The sequence below is a fragment of the Streptomyces sp. NPDC091272 genome, from assembly GCF_044757485.1.
GTDB lineage: Bacteria > Actinomycetota > Actinomycetes > Streptomycetales > Streptomycetaceae > Streptomyces.
On sequence record NZ_JBIVVC010000007.1, the window covers coordinates 304,666 to 320,941 of the forward strand.

Annotated in this window: 12 protein-coding genes; 5 read left to right on the plus strand and 7 right to left on the minus strand. The window is 71.3% G+C overall.

Going from position 1 to position 16,276, the window contains the following annotated elements; all coding sequences use genetic code 11:
- Positions 1-92: 92 nt before the first annotated feature.
- Positions 93-3,629 carry a DNA polymerase III subunit alpha gene (dnaE, locus tag ACIQM4_RS21580; RefSeq protein ID WP_401593832.1) on the minus strand — a complete coding sequence of 1,179 codons (3,537 nt, stop codon included), beginning with the start codon at positions 3,627-3,629 and terminating at the stop codon, positions 93-95.
- A 179-nt stretch (positions 3,630-3,808) separates the two neighbouring features.
- Between dnaE and ACIQM4_RS21585 the strand changes: the two genes are divergently transcribed.
- The 4 genes from ACIQM4_RS21585 (at position 3,809) to ACIQM4_RS21600 (ending at position 8,752) form a co-directional block, all read left to right on the plus strand.
- Positions 3,809-5,134 (plus strand): DUF2252 domain-containing protein, encoded by a 1,326-nt coding sequence (locus ACIQM4_RS21585; protein WP_401593835.1) that lies wholly within the window; start codon positions 3,809-3,811, stop codon positions 5,132-5,134.
- Positions 5,135-5,178: 44 nt separating this feature from the next.
- Positions 5,179-5,877: a hypothetical protein gene (locus ACIQM4_RS21590; RefSeq protein WP_401593838.1), complete on the plus strand. Its 699-nt coding sequence runs from the start codon at positions 5,179-5,181 to the stop codon at positions 5,875-5,877.
- Positions 5,878-5,947: 70 nt separating this feature from the next.
- On the plus strand, positions 5,948-6,760 hold the full coding sequence (locus tag ACIQM4_RS21595) for a thioredoxin domain-containing protein (RefSeq protein ID WP_401593841.1): 813 nt from the start codon (positions 5,948-5,950) through the stop codon (positions 6,758-6,760).
- A 216-nt stretch (positions 6,761-6,976) separates the two neighbouring features.
- Positions 6,977-8,752: a serine/threonine-protein kinase gene (locus tag ACIQM4_RS21600; RefSeq protein WP_401593844.1), complete on the plus strand. Its 1,776-nt coding sequence runs from the start codon at positions 6,977-6,979 to the stop codon at positions 8,750-8,752.
- 4 nt (positions 8,753-8,756) lie between these two features.
- Here ACIQM4_RS21600 and ACIQM4_RS21605 read toward each other — a convergent pair whose 3' ends face one another.
- Positions 8,757-9,326 carry a dienelactone hydrolase family protein gene (locus tag ACIQM4_RS21605; RefSeq protein ID WP_401593847.1) on the minus strand — a complete coding sequence of 190 codons (570 nt, stop codon included), beginning with the start codon at positions 9,324-9,326 and terminating at the stop codon, positions 8,757-8,759.
- 37 nt (positions 9,327-9,363) lie between these two features.
- Between ACIQM4_RS21605 and ACIQM4_RS21610 the strand changes: the two genes are divergently transcribed.
- Entirely contained in the window at positions 9,364-10,545 is a 1,182-nt protein-coding gene (locus ACIQM4_RS21610; protein WP_401593849.1) for a mechanosensitive ion channel family protein, read from the plus strand.
- A gap of 27 nt (positions 10,546-10,572) precedes the next feature.
- Here ACIQM4_RS21610 and ACIQM4_RS21615 read toward each other — a convergent pair whose 3' ends face one another.
- From ACIQM4_RS21615 to ACIQM4_RS21635, 5 genes are all read right to left on the minus strand, one after another.
- Positions 10,573-12,159, minus strand: coding sequence for a Na+/H+ antiporter (locus ACIQM4_RS21615; protein ID WP_401594183.1), 1,587 nt, complete (start codon positions 12,157-12,159; stop codon positions 10,573-10,575).
- A gap of 310 nt (positions 12,160-12,469) precedes the next feature.
- The gene (locus tag ACIQM4_RS21620) at positions 12,470-12,940 is read right to left on the minus strand and encodes a GNAT family N-acetyltransferase (protein WP_401593852.1); all 471 of its coding nucleotides are present in this window, start codon (positions 12,938-12,940) and stop codon (positions 12,470-12,472) included.
- On the minus strand, positions 12,937-13,878 hold the full coding sequence (locus ACIQM4_RS21625) for an RluA family pseudouridine synthase (protein WP_401593855.1): 942 nt from the start codon (positions 13,876-13,878) through the stop codon (positions 12,937-12,939). The genes ACIQM4_RS21620 and ACIQM4_RS21625 overlap by 4 nt, the downstream gene beginning before the upstream one ends.
- A gap of 65 nt (positions 13,879-13,943) precedes the next feature.
- The gene (gene lspA, locus ACIQM4_RS21630) at positions 13,944-14,729 is read right to left on the minus strand and encodes a signal peptidase II (RefSeq protein ID WP_401593858.1); all 786 of its coding nucleotides are present in this window, start codon (positions 14,727-14,729) and stop codon (positions 13,944-13,946) included.
- A 129-nt stretch (positions 14,730-14,858) separates the two neighbouring features.
- Positions 14,859-15,857, minus strand: a complete 999-nt coding sequence (locus tag ACIQM4_RS21635) for a TraR/DksA family transcriptional regulator (protein ID WP_401593860.1) — start codon at positions 15,855-15,857, stop codon at positions 14,859-14,861.
- Positions 15,858-16,276 lie beyond the last annotated feature (419 nt).

A 16,276-nucleotide genomic window follows, 5' to 3' on the forward strand; every position in this document is an offset into this window, starting at 1 on the left:
TCTCGCATATCGCAGGGTGATCCGCATCCCGAGGAGAGCGGGAAACCGCGCGGCGCGGCCGAGGGGAAATGCGCGATCGGCCGCGGGCGGCGTCAACCGGCCAAACAGCTCGGTCCCAAAAGCACCTTCAGATCACCGAAGAGGGCGGGGTCGGCGGTCACCCGGTGCCGGTCGAGCCGCAGCACCGTCGTCCTGCGTGCGCCGAGCAGTCTGATCCGCACCTCGGTGTTCCCCCGGTGGTGGGTGAGGATCTCCCCGAGCTTGCTGATCATCGGCGGGGTCACCTTGACGGTGGGGATGGTGAGCACGACGGGGGCGTCCGTGCCGGCCTGCGAGAGGTCGGGCACCTGGAGCTCCATCGCCACCAGCCGCGGCACGTCCTCGCGCTTGTCGAGCCGGCCCTTGACGAAGACCACCGTGTCCTCGACGAGCTGGGTGGACACCAGTTGGTACGTGGCGGGGAAGAACATGCACTCGATGGAGCCCGCGAGGTCCTCGACGGTCGCGATCGCCCACGCGTTGCCCTGCTTGGTCATCTTGCGCTGGAGGGACGAGATGATGCCGCCGACGGTGACGACCGCGCCGTCCGCGTGCTCGCCGCCGGTGAGCTGGGCGATGGCGGCGTCCGCCTTGTCGGACAGCACGTGCTCCAGGCCGAAGAGCGGGTGGTCGGAGACGTAGAGCCCGAGCATCTCGCGCTCCTGCGCCAGCAGGTACGACTTCTCCCACTCGACGTCGGAGAACTCCACGTCGAGCCCGAAGCCGGGCTCGCTGCTGTCCTCCTCGCCGCCGCCGAAGAGGTCGAACTGGCCCTCGGCCTCCTTGCGCTTGACCTGCACCACGTTGTCGATCATCGGCTCGTGGTGGGCGACGAGGCCCTTGCGGGTGTGCCCCAGCTCGTCGAAGGCGCCGGCCTTGATGAGGGACTCGACGGTGCGCTTGTTGCACACGACGGCCTCGACCTTGTCCAGGAAGTCGGGGAAGGAGGAGTACTTCCCCTTCGCCTTGCGCATCCGGATGATCGAGTCGACGACGTTCTGACCGACGTTGCGCACGGCGGTGAGGCCGAAGAGGATCACGTCGTCGCCCTGGGCGGCGAAGTTGGACTCCGACTCGTTGACGTTCGGCGGGAGGACCTTGATGCCCATCCGCCGGCACTCGTTGAGGTAGACGGCCGACTTGTCCTTGTCGTCCTTCACCGAGGTGAGCAGGGCCGCCATGTACTCGGCGGGGTAGTTCGCCTTGAGGTAGGCGGTCCAGTACGTGACCAGGCCGTACGCCGAGGAGTGCGCCTTGTTGAAGGCGTATCCGGCGAAGGGGACCAGGACGTCCCAGAGCGCCTGGATGGCCTGGTCGCTGAAGCCGTTCTTCTTCGCGCCCTCCTGGAAGAGGACGAAGTTCTTCGCGAGCTCCTCGGGCTTCTTCTTGCCCATCACGCGGCGCAGGATGTCGGCCTCGCCCAGCGAGTACCCGGCGACGATCTGCGCGGCCTTCTGCACCTGCTCCTGGTACACGATCAGGCCGTAGGTGAGGCCCAGCGTCTCCTTCAGGGGCTCTTCGAGCTCCTTGTGGATCGGGGTGATCTCCTGGCGGCCGTTCTTGCGCTCGGCGTAGTTGGTGTGCGAGTTCATGCCCATCGGGCCCGGCCGGTAGAGGGCCGAGACGGCGGAGATGTCCTCGAAGTTGTCGGGCTGCATCTGGCGCAGCAGCGAGCGCATCGGGCCGCCGTCGAACTGGAAGACGCCGAGCGTGTCACCGCGGCAGAGCAGTTCGAAGGTCTTCGGGTCGTCCAGCGGCAGGGCGAGCATCTCCAGGTCGATGCCCTTGTTGGCCCGCACCATCTTGACGGCGTCGTCCATGATGGTGAGGTTTCTGAGGCCCAGGAAGTCCATCTTGAGCAGGCCGAGCGACTCGCACTGCGGGTAGTCCCACTGCGTGATGGTCACGCCGTCGGTGTGCCGAACCCAGATCGGCGCGTGGTCGACGATCGGCTCGCTGGACATGATGACGCCCGCCGCGTGCACGCCCATCTGCCGGACCAGGCCCTCCACGCCCTTCGCGGTGTCGATGACCTTGCGGACGTCCGGCTCGTTCTCGTACATCCCCCGGATCTCGCCCGCCTCGCTGTAGCGCGGATGCGTCGGGTCGGTGATGCCGGAGAGGTCGATGCCCTTGCCCAGGACGTCGGCGGGCATCGCCTTGGTGAGCCGGTCGCCCATCGCGTACGGATAGCCGAGCACGCGGGCCGAGTCCTTGATGGCGTTCTTCGCCTTGATCTTTCCGTAGGTGCCGATCATGGCGACCTTGTCGGCGCCGTACTTCTCAGTCACGTACCGGATCACCTCGACGCGCCTGCGCTCGTCGAAGTCGATGTCGACGTCGGGCATCGAGACGCGCTCGGGGTTGAGGAACCGCTCGAAGATCAGCCCGTGGGTGATCGGGTCGAGGTCGGTGATGCCCATCGCGTACGCCACGATCGAGCCGGCCGCCGAACCTCGCCCGGGGCCCACCGCGATGCCCTGGTTCTTCGCCCACATGATGAAGTCGGCGACCACCAGGAAGTACCCCGGGAAGCCCATCGAGATGATGATGTCCATCTCGTACTCGGCCTGCTTCTGCCGGTCGTCGGGGACGCCGCCCGGGTAGCGGCGCTCCATGCCCGCCCTGACCTCCTCGCGGAACCAGGTGACCTCGGTGAAGCCCTCGGGGATGTCGAACTTCGGCATCAGGTCGCGCTTCTCGAACATGCCGGTGGTGTCGATCTGCTCCGCCACCAGGAGGGTGTTGGCGCAGCCCTCCTGCCAGGCGTCCGAGGAGTCGATCCCGTACATCTCCTCGGTCGACTTCAGGTAGTAGCCGGTGCCGTCGAAGCGGAAGCGGTCGGGGTCGGAGAGGTTCTTGCCGGTCTGGATGCAGAGCAGGGCGTCGTGCGCGGTCGCCTCGTGCGCGTAGGTGTAGTGCGAGTCGTTGGTGACCAGCGGCGGGATGCCTAGCTTCCTGCCGATCTCCAGCAGCCCGTCGCGGACCCGGCGCTCGATCTCGATGCCGTGGTCCATCAGCTCCAGGAAGTACTTCCCCTCGCCGAAGATGTCCTTGTAGTCGGAGGCCGCCTGCACGGCCTCGTCGAACTGGCCGAGCCGCAGCCTGGTCTGCACCTCGCCGGAGGGGCACCCGGTGGAGGCGATCAGGCCGTCCGACCACTTGGCGATGGTCTCCTTGTCCATCCGCGGCCACTTCGTCAGCCAGCCCTCGGCGTACGCGTCGGAGGACAGCCGGAAGAGGTTGTGCAGCCCGGTGCTGTTCGCCGCCCAGATGGTCTTGTGGGTGTAGCCGCCGGAGCCCGAGACGTCGTCGCGCTTCTGGTGCGGCTGGCCCCACTTGACCTTCCGCTTGTTGCGCCGGGACTCCGGGGCGACGTACGCCTCGATGCCGATGATGGGCGTGACGCCCGACTTCTGCGCCGTGTGGAAGAAGTCGTACGCCCCGTGCAGGTTGCCGTGGTCGGACATCGCGATGTGCGACATCCCCATCTGGTTCGCCGCCTCGAACATGTCCTTCAGCCGCGCGGCACCGTCCAGCAGCGAGTACTGGGTATGTACGTGCAGGTGCGTAAAGGGCGGCTTGGGCACGGCTGGGGCCTCCGGTGCGACGGTCGTGACGGAAGGGTCGGACGAGGACGGAAGTCTACTTCGGGCGACTGACAGTCCCCCGGGGCACTCGGGGGTACGGTCGTGCGTTGGACAGGTCAGCAGACCTGCCCCACTTGTCCCGTACGCGCTTGTACGTCATGCACCAGGAGGCTCCGGCGATGTCGGTTCCGCAGACAGATGCCGCCCAGCGCGGCGAGCACATCCTCGCCGTGTTCGACACCGCTTTCGGGCAGCTGCTGGCCGCCGATCCGGCCGCCTTCCGGGTCAAGTTCCGCAAGATGGCGGCGTCCCCCTTCGCCTTCTACCGGGGCACCGCCTGTCTGTTCTACGCCGACCAGGGCCGCGAGCAGAACGGCGGCCCCTACCTGGACGAGCGGACCTCCCGGGTATGGATCCACGGCGACCTGCACGCGGAGAACTTCGGCACCTACATGGACGCCGAAGGCCGCCTGATCTTCAACGTCAACGACTTCGACGAGGCGTACGTCGGCCCCTTCACCTGGGACCTCAAGCGCTTCGCCGCCTCGATCGCCCTCATCGGCTACCAGAAGGCGCTCGGCGACGAGCAGATCGGCGACCTGGTGCGGGTGTACGCGGCGGCCTACCGCGAGCGCGTCCACCAGCTCGCCACCGGCGCCAAGAACGACGAGGTGCCGCCCTTCACGCTGGACACCGCGGACGGCCCGCTGCTCGGCGCGCTGCGGGTGGCCCGCTCGCTGACCAGGTTCGGACTGCTGGACTCGATGACGGAGATCCGCGACTTCGAACGTCGTTTCGCCTCCGACGGCGGGGCGGTCGACCTCGACGCCGCCACCCGGTACAAGGTCCTCGCCGCCTTCGACGGCTATCTGGAGACGCTTCCCGAGTCGTCGCTGACCCGCCCCGACTCCTACCGGGTGAAGGACGTCGTCGGGCGGCGCGGCATCGGCATCGGCTCGGCCGGGCTGCCCTCGTACAACATCCTCCTGGAGGGCAACAGCGACGCCCTGGAGAACGACGTGATCATCTACATGAAGCAGGGCCAGACCCCGGCCGTCTCCCGGCACATCACCGACGCCGCCGTCCGCGACTACTTCCAGCACGAGGGCCACCGCACGGTCATCTCGCAGCGCGCCCTCCAGGTGAACGCCGACCCGTGGCTGGGCTGGACCGAGCTGGACGGCCAGGGGCAGCTGGTCGCCGAGGTGTCGCCGTACGCGGTGGACATCGACTGGTCGGACATCGACGAGCCCGACGAGATCGCCGCCGTCGTCGCGGACCTCGGCCGGGCCACGGCCACCATGCACTCGGCGGCCGACGACGAGAGCGGCCACTCCCTGGTGCCGTTCTCCACCGAGCGGGCCATCGACGCGGCGATCGCCGCCGACGAGGACAGCTTCGGCGAGCTGCTGGTCGACTTCGCGCACAGCTACGGCGCGCGGGCGCGGGCCGACCACCAGATCTTCGTGGACCTGTTCCGCAACGGTCGCATCACAGGTCTTTAGCCCTTAGAAGCTCCTTACGGACGGCCGTGGCACACTCACTGGCGATGGGTATATCCAGGACTCCGCTTCGCACCCTGCGGGCAGCACTCTTCACGGCACTCGTCGTGACGCTGTCCGTGGGTTCGCACGTGCTGCTGTCCGGAGTTCCGCTGCCGCCGGTCACGGTCGCCGCGCTCGGCGCCGCCGTGTTCGCCCTGGCGTACGCGCTCGCGGGGCGCGAACGCGGCTTCGGCCCGATCGCCGCCCTGCTCGTACCGCTGGAACTGGCGGCGGACACCCTCTTCACCACCGGACAGCACGTCTGTTACGGGCCTTCCGGCGGCCCCGTCGCCGGTGCGCTGCGCTCCTTCGGGCTCGACGTGCTCTGCGGCGGGACGCCGGTCGGCGCCCCCTTCGTGCACGCCGGGGCCAAGGAGCGCCTCTCCGTCCTGCTCGCCTCGCCCGACCCCGCGCTGCCGTGGCTGCTGCTCGGGGCGCACGTCTCGGTCGGGCTGCTGGCCGCGCTGTGGCTGCGGCGCGGCGAGGCGGCCCTGGCCGGCCTGTTCCGTACGGCCGCGGTGTCCGCCTTCCGGCCGCTGCTGCTCGCGGTCGCGTCCGTGGCGGGTGCCTTCACCGCCCCGGTACGGCGCGCCGGGCGCTCCGCGCGCTGCCGGGACGCGGCCGAGGCGCTGCGCAACCGGCTGCTCGTGCACTGCGTGGGCCGGCGCGGGCCGCCCGCCGCCGGGTTCGTCCTCGCCGTCTGACCCCGGGGCCCGCCCCTGGGCGCGGTCGGCCCCACCCGGCAGTCCAGTACCCACGGAGTAGGAAAAGATCATGAGCGCACGCAACAACCAGGCGAACAAGCAGGCGGCCCGCGAGCGGCTGAAGGCGGAGCGCGAGCGGCAGGCCAAAAAGGACAGGACGAAGCGGCAGATCATCGTCGCCGGATCGGTCGTGGCGGTCCTCGCGATAGCCGGCGGTGTCGGTTACTTCGTCGTCCAGGCCAACAAGCCGGAGGCGTGGGAGGCCGCCGAGTCCGCCACGGTGACCAAGCCGGCCAACGCCACGGGCGAGAACGGCACCACGGTCGTCGTCGGCAAGGCGTCCGCGAAGAAGACCCTCGAAATGTACGAGGACCCGCGCTGCCCGAGCTGCGCCGGCTTCGAGCAGGCGAACGGCGAGCAGATCAAGAAGGACGTCGACGCCGGCAAGTACAAGGTGCAGTACATCGGCGCCACGTTCATCGACAACATGGCGGGCGGCGAGGGCTCCAAGAACGCGACCAGCGCGCTGGGCGCCGCGCTCAACGTGAGCCCCGAGGCGTTCCTGGAGTACAAGGGCAAGCTCTACTCGCAGGCCAACCACCCCGAGGAGAGCGTCGACAAGTTCGCCGACGACAACTACCTGATCAAGGTCGCCGACCAGGTCCCGGCGCTCAAGGGCAACAAGAAGTTCCAGGACGCGGTCAAGGCCGGCACCTACGACGCGTGGGCGCTGAAGATGTCGGCCAAGTTCGACGCCAGCGGCATCAAGGGCACCCCGAGCCTGAAGATGGACGGCAAGGCGGTCGTCAAGGAGGGCACCGAGAGCGCCCCCGTCGCACCGGCCGACTTCAAGGCCGCGCTGGACAAGGCACTGGCGGCCTGACGGGGGGGGGCGGCCCGGGTGTTGCGGGCCTGACGGCGGACGGGCCCGGGTGCCGTGGGCCTGACGGCGGCCCGCCCGGCCCGGGTGCCGTGGGCCTGACGACGGCCCGCCCGGCCCTCGCGCCCAGCCCCGCCCGCCCGCCCGCCTGACAAGTGACCGGACGCGTTCGGAAACTCGGCGGGTGGAGCGGGTGCCCCAGCGCCTACGCTGAACCTCATGCACGGGGGCGGCCACAGCGGTGGCGGACAGGGCGGGGACGGGCAGGGCGGCGGGCCGGGCAGCCGGAGCCGGATCGTCGACGGGCGCTTCGAGTTGCTCGAACTGCTCGGCAGCGGCGGTATGGGCTCCGTGTGGCGGGCCCGCGACCTCGCCCTGCACCGCGACGTCGCCCTCAAGGAGGTGCGCCCGCCGGACCCCGCCCTGGCCGCAGCCGACCCCACCGCCTCGCGCAACCTGCGGATGCGCGTACTGCGCGAGGCACGGGCCCTGGCCAGGATCAACCACCCGAACGTGGTGACGATCCACCACATCGTGGACGGTGAACACCCCGCCGGGACGCGACCGGCCGATGGACAGACGGCCGATGGACAGACGGCCGACGGGCAGGCGGCCGGTGCCCACCCCTGGCTGGTGATGGAGCTGCTCCCGGGCCACAGCCTCCAGGAGCGGCTGGACGCGGGCCCGCTCGACTGCCGCGAGGCCGCCCGCATCGGGCGCGGCGTCCTCGCCGGGCTGCGTGCCGCGCACGCTGCGGGAATCCACCACCGGGACGTCAAACCGGCCAACATCATGCTGCGCCCCGACGGGACCGCGGTCCTCACCGACTTCGGCATCGCCGCACTCGTGGACGCCTCCCCGTTGACCATGACGGGCGAGTTCATCGGTTCGCCCGAGTACATCGCCCCCGAACGGATCCGGGGCGTCGCCGACTCCCCGGCCGCCGACCTCTGGTCGCTGGGCATGCTGCTGTACGTGTCCGTGGAGGGGCTCAGTCCGATGCGGCGGGGCAGCACCCTGGCGACCCTGGCGGCGGTGCTGGACGATCCGGTCCCGCCGCCGAGGCTGGCCGGGCCGCTCGGTCCCGTACTGGCCGCGCTGCTGGTCCGCGACCCGGCGGCACGCCCGGACGGGGCCCGGCTCGACACCCTCCTGGCGGCGGCCGAACAGGGCCGGTGGCCGGCCGGCTCCCCGGACCCCACGGTGCTGGACGCGCCGCTGCCCCCGCCCGCACCGGCGCCCGGACCCGCGGCTGCGCACGCGACTCCGTACCCGACCCCGTATGCGCCGACGGTGGGGGCGCCACTGCCCCACCAGGGGCCCGCCCGGGGCGCCGGGCCGGACTCCGCCCGGGTACGGCGCCGGGCTCTCGCCGTCGCGGGCGCGGTCGTGGCGCTGGCCCTCGTCGGCGCCGGCACGTACCTGCTGGCCAGGGAGAACCCGGCAGACCCGGGCGCCACCGTCGCCAACTCCGGCGCGCCGGGCGGCTCCGGCACGCCCGGCGGCTCCCGCGCCCCGCACTCCTCGGCGCCGGCCGACCGGCCGCCGGAGTCCTCCGCACCCGCCCGTACGTCGGGGACGCCGGGCCGCGGCCCGTCCCCGAGCGCCCCCACGGGCCCCGGGTCCCGGCAGCCGTCCTCGCCCGCCGCCCCACCGGCCGGCCCGGCCGGCACCTGGGTGGCGCAGCTGCACTCCGAGCCGGTCTCCTCGGGACGGAGCGCGCTGGACAGCAGGCTGCGGGCGGTCCGGGCCCAGGTCCCCCAGGCGCTGGTGCTGCGCAGCAGCGACTACGCGTCGCTGCGGCCGGGCTACTGGGTGATCTACGCACCCGGCCCCTACCGGAGCGGCCAAGCGGCCCTCGCGAACTGCGCCCTGAGCGGCCGGCTGACCGCGAACCAGTGCGTCGGCCGCTGGATCAGCCACGACGCCGCGGACCGGGTGTACCTGTGCAGCCCGCCCGCGAGCAGCCCGAAGGGCCGCTGCACCCGCCCGTGAGCCGTCAGAGCGTGGCCAGGAAACCGACCGCGACCTTCCAGGTCTGCTCGGCCGCCCTGTGGTCGTAGTCCGGCAGCTCGGGGTCCGTGTACAGGTGTCCCGCGCCCGGGTAGCGGTAGATCTCCACGTCGGCGCCGGCCCGCTGCATCTGGAGGTACCAGGTGTTCAGCCAGTCGCCCGACTCGAACGGGTCGGGGTCGGCCACGTGCAGCTGTACGGGCAGCTCGTCGACCGACGCGTCCTCGGCGAGGTCCGATGTGCCGTGCACGAGCAGCAGGCCCCTGGCCTTCTCGTCACCGAGGGCGAGGTTCTGCGCGACGGCCCCGCCCCAGGAGAAACCGGCGTACACCAGGCCCTTGTCGGAGTGCGGGGCCGCGGCCACCACTGCCCGCCGCAGCAGCTCCTCGCGGCCGATCCGCTCCAGGACGGCCTGGCCCTCCTCGACGGTGTCCACCGTTTGACCCTCGAAGAGGTCGGGCACGTGCACCTGGTGCCCGGAGGCACGCAGCCGTTCCGCGGCCGCGTGCACGGCCGGGCGCAGACCGTAGACGGAGTGGAAAAGAATGATGTCCATTCCGCAATCCTGCCAGCTGTGCCGGAGTCACGAAGTCATGGAGAACGTACTGCGCCCGTTGATCGTCCTGGGCGGCTCGGTCGTCCTCACGCTGTTTCTCGGCTGGGTCGTCGACATCGTCCTGCGGCGGGCGGACGCCCGCCACCACGAGACCCCGCTGTGGGGGCTGCTGCGCCGCTGCCGGCCACCTCTGATGGTGGTCCTGCTCACCGCACTGCTCCGCGGGGCGTACGACCAGACCCAGCTCAAGCTCGTCGAGGACCACGAGCAGGGCATCGGGCAGGTCCTGTCCCTCGTCCTGATCGCCGCGACGGCCTGGCTGATCGTGCGGGTCGCCTCCACCGTCGTGGAGTCGACGTACGCGCGCTACGCGTCCCAGCAGTCGCGCAACGCAGCCCGCGTACGCCGGGTACGCACCCAGGTCACGCTCATCATGCGGATCGTGACTGCGGTCGTCGGTGTGGTCGCGGTGGCGGCCATGCTCATGACCTTCCCGAACATGCAGGCCATCGGGAAGTCGATGCTGGCCTCGGCGGGAATCATCGGAATCGTCGCCGGTGTCGCCGCCCAGTCGACGCTCGGCAACCTCTTCGCGGGCTTCCAGATCGCGTTCGGCGACATGGTGCGGATCGGTGACACGGTGGTCGTGGACGGCGAGTGGGGCGTGGTCGAGGAGGTCACCCTGACCTTCCTGGCCGTACGGACCTGGGACGAGCGCCGCATCACGATGCCGGTGTCGTACTTCACCAGCAAGCCGTTCGAGAACTGGTCGCGCGGCGGCGCGCAGATGACCGGCACGGTCTTCCTCCAGCTCGACCACAGCGCGCCGGTCCCCCTGATGCGCGAGCACCTCCGGGAGATCCTCGCCAACACGCCCTCCTGGGACGGCCGCGACTGGAGTCTGGCCGTCACCGACACCACCCCGAACACCGTCGAGGTGCGGATAGTGGTCACCGCGAAGGACGCGGACGACATCTGGACGGTACGGTGCACGGTCCGCGAGCAGATGGTCGCCTGGCTGTTCGAGAAGCACCCGTACTCCCTCCCCAAGGTCGCCACGTCCGACGCGGCGCTGCCCCCGGGCGGCCGGTGGGGCGAGCGGCGTCACTCCGACGGCCGTTCGCCGCGTGCCGCCGAGATCCTCACCAACAACTCGGACCTGCGCACCTCGGACGACGCCCCCGCGCCCGGCGCCGAGCCCCGCACCGGCCGCGGCTGACCTCACCGCCGGACGGGCCCGGCTCCGCTACCTCAGACTGCGTACGTCCAGCTGGTGCAGCACCCGGTCCACGACCTCCGGGTCCACCCCCGGCTCGTTGCGGGCGGCGAGCACCTCGTGGCGGGCGGCCGACAGCATCTCGCGCTGGATGCGGGTCACCGCCTTCACCCGGCCGGCCCGGGTCGCGTAGGCCTCGCGGCGTTCGTCGTCGACGATGTCGGGGCTGATCCGTACCCCGATGTCGAAGGCGGCGCGCACCAGCCGCTCGGCGAGGTCGTCGGGCATCTCCTCGACCTCCTCGATCTCCTTGAGCCGCCGCCGCGCCGCCTTCGCGGCCCGCAGGGCGAGAGTGTGCTCCAGGTCGCGTTCGACGTCGGTGTCCGCCCGTACCCCGAGCTTGCGCACCAGCCAGGGCAGCGTGAGCCCCTGGAAGACCAGCGTGGTCATGATCACGCAGAACGCGATGAACAGGATCTCGTCGCGGGCCGGGAAGGGCTCCCCCGACTCCGTCTTGAGCGGGATGGCCAGCACCAGCGCCACGGATGCCACGCCGCGCATTCCGGCCCACCACATGACGACGGTCTCGCGCCAGGTCGTCGGGATGTCCTCGTTGATGTCGCGCCGCTTGTGCAGCCGCTTCGCCAGCCAGGTCGCGGGCAGCAGCCACAGCAGCCGTACGCCGACCACCACGACCACCACGAGCCCGCCCCAGCGCAGCATCTCGCCGAACCGGCCGTCCGCGAGCCCGAAGACGGAATGCAGTTCCAGCCCGATCAGCCCGAAGGCGACACCCGTGACCAGGGTGTCGACGATCTGCCAGAAGGTCTGCCCGGCGAGGCGTCCCTGCACGTCGTCGGCGTCGACGGCGTGCGAGGCGAGATAGAGCGCCGACGTCAGCACCGCCAGCACGCCGGAGCCCATGAACTCCTCCGCCATCACGTAACTGACGAACGGCACGAGCAGCGTCAGACCGATCTGGAGCGTGGCGTCGCCGAGGAAGCCCATCAGTTTGTTGCTGAGCCAGCCGAGCCCGGCGCCGACCAGGACCGCGACCACGGCGGACAGCACCAGTTCGCCCATCGCGCCGGGCCAGGAGAAGGTGCCGCTGACGGCCGCGCCGATGGCCACGTGGTACAGCACGATCGCGGTGACGTCGTTGAAGAGGCCCTCGCCCTCCAGGATCGACACCAGCCGCCTGGGCAGTCCGAGCGAACCCGCCACCGCGGTGGCGGCGACCGGGTCCGGCGGGGCGACGAGGGCCCCGAGCGCGACGGCGGCGGCGATCGGCAGTCCGGGCACGACGGCGTTGGCGACGGCGGCGACCGCGGCCGTGGTCACGAAGACGAGCGCCACGGCCAGCAGCAGGATCGGCCGGAAGTTGGCGGTGAACTGCCGCCAGGAGGTGCGCTGCACGGCCGCGTACAGCAGCGGCGGCAGGATCAGCGGAAGGATGTACTCCGGCGGGATGTCCGGGTTCGGTACGAACGGGATGAGCGCCAGCACCACCCCGGCCAGCGTCATCAGGACCGGCGCGGGCAGCCCCAGCCGCTCACCGAGCGGCACGGAGACCACCGCCCCGAGCAACAGCACGAACAGCAGCGCCAATTGATCCACGGGGGTGCCCTCCGGGCGGCTCGACACGATGATTCAAACGATGATCAAGGCCTCAAGCGTGCCACGAAGCGCCGCAAAACGTCGCAGAAGGGTCCACGGGCGGCCGTACGGACCGCACCCGGCGCCACCCGACCGGCCCCGGAGGACCAGGCCGGCCACCGCCGCGCCGCCCACCGGAGACCCGCCGGAGGCCCGGCCGTGTCCACCGGAGGCCCGGCCGTGTCCACCGGAGGCCCGGCGGTGTCCCCCGGAGGCCCGGCCGTGTCCGTTGGAGGCCCGGCCAGTGACCCGGCCGTGTCCGCGTGGTGGTTCAGATCTCCCGGCGCATCGAGCGGTGGTCGATGTCCGCGTCCAGGAAGACCGGCCCGTACGCCACGTACCCCAGCCGCTCGTAGAAGCCCAGCGCGTGCGTCTGCGCGTGCAGGTCGATCGAGGTCAGGCCACGCTCACGTGCCGCGTCCTCGATGCCGCGCACCAGCGCGGCCCCGACGCCGAGGCCGCGCGCCGCCCCGCTCACCGCGAGCCGCCCGAGCGAGCCGACCTCCGGGCCCGCGCCCGTCCGGTCCGCCGCGTCGGCCCCGTGCAGCAGCCGGCCCGTACCGAGCGGGGTGCCGTCGTCGGCGACCGCCAGGACGTGCACGGCGCTCTCGTCGCAGGAGTCGTACTCAAGCTCCGCCGGTACTTCCTGCTCGACGACGAAGACCTCCTTGCGCACCGCGAAGCACGCTTCGACGTCTCCGGGCCCCACGGCCTCGCGCACCGTGTACGCCGGGGCGCTCACTGGCTCTCCTCGCGGATCACGTCCAGCGCGTGCTGAAGGTCGCCCGGGTAGGGGCTCTCGAACTCGACCCAGTCACCGGTGCCCGGATGCGTGAACCCGAGCCGCATCGCGTGCAGCCACTGCCGGGTCAGACCCAGCCGCTTGGCCAGGGTCGGGTCCGCGCCGTACGTCACGTCGCCGACGCAGGGGTGGCGGTGGGCCGACATGTGCACCCGGATCTGGTGGGTGCGGCCCGTCTCCAGCTTGATGTCGAGCAGGCTCGCGGCCCGGAACGCCTCGATGAGGTCGTAGTGCGTGACGGACGGCTTGCCCTCGGCGACGACGGCCCACTTGTAGTCGTGCTGGGGGTGCCGGCCGACGGGGGCGTCGATGGTGCCGCTCATCGGGTCCGGGTGGCCCTGGACGAGGGCGTGGTAGCGCTTGTCCACGGTGCGCTCGCGGAACTGGGTCTTGAGCGAGGTGTACGCGCGCTCCGACTTGGCCACGACCATCAGACCCGACGTGCCGACGTCGAGCCGGTGCACGATGCCCTGGCGCTCGGCGGCGCCGGAGGTGGAGATGCGGTACCCGGCGGCGGCGAGGCCGCCGATGACGGTGGTGCCGGTCCAGCCGGGGCTGGGGTGGGCCGCGACGCCCACCGGCTTCACGATGACGAGGACGTCGTCGTCGTCATGGATGATCTCCATGCCCTCGACGGGCTCGGCGACGATCTGGACGGGGGCGGCGGGGGCGGGCATCTCGACCTCCAGCCAGGCCCCGCCGTGCACGCGTTCGGACTTCCCGACCACCGCGCCGTCGACCTGGACCTTTCCGCCGGCGGCGAGCTCGGCCGCCTTCGTCCGGGAGAACCCGAACATCCGGGAAATGGCGGCGTCGACGCGCTCGCCCTCAAGGCCATCGGGAACGGGCAGGGCGCGGATCTCGGGAATCGTACTCACCCGTCGAGTATGCAGGACCGCACCGACAAGCCTTTACCGAAAGCCGGTGCGGGCTGCCTCCCGCCTCAGCTCTTGTGCACGGTCCCGTCCGGGTCCAGGCCCCGGAACGAGAGGATCACGATCAGGATGCCGCCGCAGACGACGGCCGAATCCGCGAGGTTGAAGACCGCGAAGTGCGCGGGCGCGATGAAGTCGACCACCGCCCCCTGGAGGAATCCGGGGGTACGGAAGACGCGGTCGGTGAGGTTGCCCAGCGCCCCGCCGAGCAGCAGCCCGAGCGCGATGGCCCACGGCAGGCTGTAGAGCTTGCGCGCCAGCCGCGCGATCACCACGATCACGGAGGCCGCGATGATCGTGAAGACGATCGTGTACGCCTCGCCGATGCCGAACGCGGCCCCGGCGTTGCGGATCGCCCGCAGCTGCAGGAGCTCGCCGATCAGGGAGATGGTCTCGCCGCTTGGCTCCAGCTTGGCCACCACGAGCAGCTTGCTGCCGAGGTCGAGCGCGTAGGCGACGAGCGCGATCGCGAAGAGGACCGCGAGCCTGCGCCTGCCGCGCCCGGCGGGCGCGGCGGTGGCTCCGCCCTCGGAAGGCGCCGCTGCCTCGGACGACGCCGCTGCCTCGGACCGCGCATCGGCCTCGGAGCCGTCGTCGACGACGGGGCCCGTCGCCCCGGCGGCGCCGTCCGCGGCCCGGCCGTCGGGCCGTCCGCCGGCCATCGGCCCGGTGGCCTTGCTCCCGGCGTCGTGCGTTCCGCCGACGTCCGCGCGGGCACCCTCACCACCCGAGGACTGCTCCGGCCCGGCTCCCTCCACATCTGGCGTACCGATGATGCGCTCCGCCTCTGCCACGTCAGTCCCTCGCCCTCGTACCTGAATGAGCACGAGAGTACGGCACACACGTACGGACCCAGGTGGCCCTCGCCCCGCACCGCGCCCGGATCCGCCGTACGGACCCAGGCCCGCGCGCGTGCCGGGACGCTAGTACCGCCGCTCCTGCTTCTGCTTGCACTCGACGCAGAGCGTGGCGCGCGGGAAGGCCTGCATCCTGGCCTTCCCGATCGGCTTGCCGCAGTTCTCGCAGATGCCGTACGTCCAGCTGTCCAGGCGGTCGCGGGCCCGTTCGATCTGCTCCAGCATCTCGCGCGCGTTGGCCGCCAGGGACATCTCGTGCTCACGGGTGATGTTCTTGGTGCCGGTGTCCGCGTCGTCGTCCCCCGCGCCGTCGCCCGAGTCCCGCATCAGTCCGGCCAGCGCCTCCTCGGACGACACGATCTCGGCCCGCAGCCGCAGGATCTCGCTGTCGAGTTCGGCCCGCGCCTCGGCGATCTCCTCCGCCGTCCAGGGGTCCTCCCCCGGTCGTACGGCGAGCTCGCCCGGCACCACGGCCGCGCCGCCGGCCGATGCCGGCGCCGCCTTCTTCCTGGCCGTCGCCGTCCCCTCCGTCTCCGTCGTGGCGTGAGGCGCACTCTTCTTCGCAACCACCGATTCGGCTCCCGTCTCCGCGGCCTGGGCCGCCCCCTCGGCCGCGGGCGCGGCCACCTGCCCGGCCGCCGCGGCAGGTTCCGCGGCGGCCGCCCTCCCGGCGTCGGCCTTCTTGGCCGGCGCCTTACTCGCCGCGGCCTTCCTGGCCGGTGCCTTCTTCGCCGGTGCCTTCTTCTCCCCGGCCTTCTTCTCCCCGGCCTTCTCCGTCGCCTTCTTTCCGGGCGTCCTCGCGACCGGTGCCTTGTCCGAGGCCTTGTCGGGTGCCTTGTCCGACGCCTTGTCGGGCGCCTTCTCCGACGCCTTCCGGGTCGTCTTTCTCGCGGCGGCGCTCCGCTTCGCGGGCGCCGCGGCGCCCTGGTCCTTCTCGGCGAGCGACTCGGCGAGTGCCGCCGCGAACTCGTCGGCGGACTCGTCGGCGGAAGTGTCTTCGGCCGCCGCTCCGGTGGTACTCATCGACGCCGTCTTCTTCGTTCCGGCGGTCTTCTCAGCCACCATGGCCGCGGCCCCTTCACATTTTGTGATCTTGCACGCGAATCGTGCTGGGACGATAAGTCGACCCCAACGCCGCGGCAACGGGGCACGCCGCCGGTTTCGTCCTCCCCACGCCGTGTCGAGTCGAACCTGCATCCGTTGTGCCCAGCTCTCCGCCGGGTAATCGCGCCCGCGCCGCGGCCCGGGAGCCCGCGGCGCCCCGTATGCCCATTCGGGTCACGCCCGGCCCGCCCACGAGCCCCTCGGCCGTACCGCCCGAGCCCCCCGAAAACCGTCTGCCGCGGCGTTCCCCGCCCCGTACACTGGGCGGAGCGAAAGGCGTCGATGGGGCCGAGTAGCGCCGCACGCAGCGATGAGCGATCCGGGGACGGTGAGAGCCCGGGGGCGAGCACGGCGTGAAGCATCACCCCGGAGCCGCCGGA

Bases quoted from the DNA above. Each gene is read 5' to 3' on its own strand.
- ACIQM4_RS21585 (WP_401593835.1), top strand. From the start codon at position 3,809: ATGTCGGTTCCGCAGACAGATGCCGCCCAGCGCGGCGAGCACATCCTC.
- ACIQM4_RS21635 (WP_401593860.1), bottom strand. From the start codon at position 15,857: ATGGTGGCTGAGAAGACCGCCGGAACGAAGAAGACGGCGTCGATGAGT.
- ACIQM4_RS21590 (WP_401593838.1), top strand. From the start codon at position 5,179: ATGGGTATATCCAGGACTCCGCTTCGCACCCTGCGGGCAGCACTCTTC.
- ACIQM4_RS21605 (WP_401593847.1), bottom strand. From the start codon at position 9,326: ATGGACATCATTCTTTTCCACTCCGTCTACGGTCTGCGCCCGGCCGTG.
- ACIQM4_RS21600 (WP_401593844.1), top strand. From the start codon at position 6,977: ATGCACGGGGGCGGCCACAGCGGTGGCGGACAGGGCGGGGACGGGCAG.
- ACIQM4_RS21595 (WP_401593841.1), top strand. From the start codon at position 5,948: ATGAGCGCACGCAACAACCAGGCGAACAAGCAGGCGGCCCGCGAGCGG.
- ACIQM4_RS21610 (WP_401593849.1), top strand. From the start codon at position 9,364: ATGGAGAACGTACTGCGCCCGTTGATCGTCCTGGGCGGCTCGGTCGTC.